The organism is Gelidibacter sp., from assembly GCF_035577925.1.
GTDB lineage: Bacteria > Bacteroidota > Bacteroidia > Flavobacteriales > Flavobacteriaceae > Gelidibacter.
Window position 1 is genome coordinate 1 of record NZ_DATJCY010000233.1, and the last position, 3,747, is coordinate 3,747.

General features: G+C 40.7%; 2 protein-coding genes. Both read right to left on the minus strand.

The genetic code is table 11. The annotated features are described in order from the left end of the window. Positions 1 to 273 precede the first annotated feature (273 nt). Positions 274 to 2,772, minus strand: a complete 2,499-nt coding sequence (paaZ, locus tag VNJ50_RS09275) for a phenylacetic acid degradation bifunctional protein PaaZ (protein ID WP_325581176.1) — start codon at positions 2,770 to 2,772, stop codon at positions 274 to 276. A 101-nt stretch (positions 2,773 to 2,873) separates the two neighbouring features. Continuing rightward, positions 2,874 to 3,747: acetyl-CoA C-acyltransferase (locus VNJ50_RS09280; RefSeq protein ID WP_325581178.1), on the minus strand; the 874-nt coding region annotated here is incomplete at its 5' end.

Sequence of the window (3,747 nt, forward strand, 5' to 3'; positions counted from 1 at the left end):
ATATATCCTACTCCGTTTTTGTTTTTTAATTTTACGTATGGTTTTTGCATGTTTTGAATCAAGGTTTTTAGAAGCAAGAATCAAAACTATTTCTGATTCTTGCAGATTACTTTATAATTGAGAGCTTTCTATTGAATACTATGGCATTTTCAAACCTACAAGGTTTTAAAAACCTTGCAGGTTGACGATTAATTTTTTTATAACAAATCAAACTTTATATTCGACTTTAATTTATCAAACACCCGATTTCTCAGGTGTTTTGAACAGTTTGGGCTATAAAAGTTCAAACTGTTCAAAGTGATGATTCAAGTGTTTTCTCTCTAACAAATAAGATTCATATTTGTTCAATTGTCCAAAAACAAGGTTTTTCAATTTTGCTTCTGGATTCGCCTTGAAAAACTCCAAATATTTTTCTCTTTGCTCTATAAACTTTTGTTTTGCAGTTTCTAAATCTGCATGACTCAATGGTTCCAGTTTATCTTTTTCAAGCGATGGAAACTTTGTATTTCTTGGAAATTTCTCATAGTTATACAAACTTGCATGTACCTTTTCCAGTATTTTCTCTGGTGTCGCCACTTCAAAATTTTGAATTTCGCCCGATGCAATTTTATAGGTATACTCCAAATGTTCCAACATGTGCTGCGGCGTCATGATTCCCCATTTTGGTTTGCTATCTGATGTCAATTTTGAAAGACATTCCTGAATTTTCTCCTCAGTCATTTCAACAAAAGTCTCTTGCTTTTTCTGAACCATGGTCAAAATGGTTGCTACAGCGACCAATTCATCATCGGCATCAAAAACCTCAACAAACCATTTCACGATGCCACTTGGATGTTCTGCGTTAGCGACATCGCGATCTACTTTTTGCTTACAGGTCAATCGCACATAAATGGTATCATTATGATATACAGGTCGCAAAAAACGGCAATCTTCCAATCCGTAATTGGCAGCAACCGGACCTTTATTGGGATAGACAAACAATCCGGCCGCAGCGGCAATGATCAAATAACCGTGAGCGGTTCGTTTTTCAAAAATGCTGCCGTCCAAAGAAGTGGTATCCGTATGGGCATAAAAATGATCCCACGTCAGATTCGCAAAATTGATAATATCTGTATCCGTTAACGTTCGTTTATGGGTTTTTAATGACATTCCCGGTTGAATATCTTCCCAATGGTATTTAAACGGATGCTGCTCAGCTTCTTTATATTTGGCCTTCGCCTGATAAATTCCTGTAACTTCGGTTAATGTGGTTGGTGAACCCTGAATGGCAGTGCGCTGCAAATAATGTTTAATACCTCTAATGCCTCCCATTTCCTCACCTCCACCTGCACGACCTGGACCACCATGGACCAAAGTTGGTAAGGGCGAACCGTGTCCGGTGCTCTCTTTGGCCATTTCACGATTGATGACTAAAATCCGACCGTGATGGCTTGCCGCATTGATGACATATTCTTTGGCAATTTTATCATCAAAAGTAGCAATTGAGGATACTAATGAGCCTTTGCCCATTTGTGCCAAAACAATCGCTTCGTCCAAATTTTTATAAGGCATAATGGTGCTTATCGGCCCAAACGCTTCAGTTTCATGAACAGCCAAATTCTTAAACGGATCATCTTCACGCAGTAGCATCGGGCTTAAGAAAGCTCCTTTTTTGGCATCAGCACCAATGGTTTCTATTTTATCCAAATCGCCATAAACAATGTTTGCGGTTTTATTCAATTCCTGAACACGGTTTCTAACTTCCGTCACTTGATCCCTACTTATCAAAGCGCCCATGCGCACTTCTTTTAATCTTGGATCGCCAATGGTTACCTTATCCAACGCTTTTCCTAAGGCCATCTGCACGTCATCAATCAAGTTTTCTGGAACAATAATTCGGCGGATGGCGGTACATTTCTGCCCACATTTTACGGTCATTTCGTTTCTGACTTCCTTGATAAACAAATCAAATTCTGGCGTTCCAGGAAGGGCATCTTCTCCTAAAACAGAAGCGTTCAAGGAATCCGCTTCCATATTAAAAGGCACCGATTCTTGAATGATACGCGGATGCGATTTTAGCAATCTTCCTGTTATTGCCGACCCCGTAAATGTCACCACGTCCTGAGATTCGACGGTATCTAAAATAGTTCGTGCCGAACCTGATATTAATTGGAGTGCACCTTCCGGCAAAATATTAGAAGTAATAATTTCTCGCACCACAGCTTCGGTCAAAAAAGATCCGTCGGTAGCAGGTTTTACAACCGCCGGAACTCCTGCCATCCAGTTGGCTGCGCATTTTTCCAACATGCCCCAAACCGGGAAGTTAAAAGCGTTGACATGAACCGCAACACCACGTTTTGGCACCATAATATGATGTGCCATAAAACGACCACCACGAGATAAATCGATAGGCTCGCCCTCCACATGATACGATTGATTAGGAAATAATTTTCTTAAAGACGCATTGGCAAAAAGATTTCCAAATCCGCCTTCAATATCAATCCAACTGTCTATTCTTGTCGCTCCGGTTCTATAGCTTAATTCGTAAAAGGCTTCTTTTCTTTTGGTAAGATATAATGCCAAACTTTTCAACATATTCCCACGTTCCTGAAAGGTCATTTTACGAAGGAGTTCACCGCCTTTAGTCCGTCCATAATTCAGGATTTCAGCAAAATCCAAACCTGTAGTATCAGACAGTGCGACGACTTCTCCAGTGATGGCATCAAACATAGGAACGCCTTCGCCTTTACCTTCGATCCATTGTCCTGTGACGTAATTTTGTATTTTTTTCATAATAATGCCCACGAAAGTGGGTATCTTAATTATTAAATTTTTTGCTTTTTCAAACCTACAAGGTTTACTTGCTTCGCTGCGTGAAATCACTGCGCTAAGTTTTAAAACCTTGCAGGTTCAATATTCACATTTTCAATGATCGCAGCATAACCTTGACCGACACCAATGCACATCGCAATCAATGCATATCGTTTTTGGGTTTCCTTTAACTCCAAAGCAGCTGAATAGGCAATTCGCGTTCCCGTCACACCAAGCGGATGGCCAATGGCAATGGAGCCTCCATTGGGATTGAGTCTTGGATCATCATCTGCCAATCCCCAAGCTCTGGTGCATGCCAAAGCTTGTGCTGCAAACGCCTCGTTAAGCTCAATAATATCCATATCTGCCATGGTCAAGCCAGCTTTTTCGAGTGCTTTATTTGACGCTTCCACAGGACCGATACCCATAATTCGCGGTTCGACACCTACCACAGCAGAACTTACAATTCTTGCCAATGGTTTTAAATCGTATTTTTTTACAGCCTCTTCCGAAGCGATAATTGTCACTGCGGCACCATCATTTAATCCTGATGAATTTCCTGCTGTTACACTGCCTCCTTCCGATTTGAATGCACCACGCAATTTCCCTAAAACCTCAAGCGTAGTCGATGGTTTTACGAATTCATCTTCGGAAAATTTAATAGGATCCATTTTACGACGTGGAATTTCGACGGTTATAATTTCTTTTGACAAGCGGCCATTTTGCTGAGCTCTGCTAGCTTTCATCTGACTCCAATAAGCAAACTTATCTTGATCTTCACGAGAGATATTATATTTATCCACCAAATTTTCAGCGGTTTGTCCCATGCCTTCAGTTCCGTAAAGCGCTTGCATTTTCGGATTTACAAATCGCCATCCAAAACTGGAATCGTACATTTTAGCATCGGTTCCGAATGCGGTGGACGGTTTTGCAATAACGTAAGGTCCACGGGTCATA

Excerpts from the sequence above, each read along its gene's own strand:
- paaZ (WP_325581176.1), bottom strand. The coding sequence starts at position 2,772 with ATGAAAAAAATACAAAATTACGTCACAGGACAATGGATCGAAGGTAAA.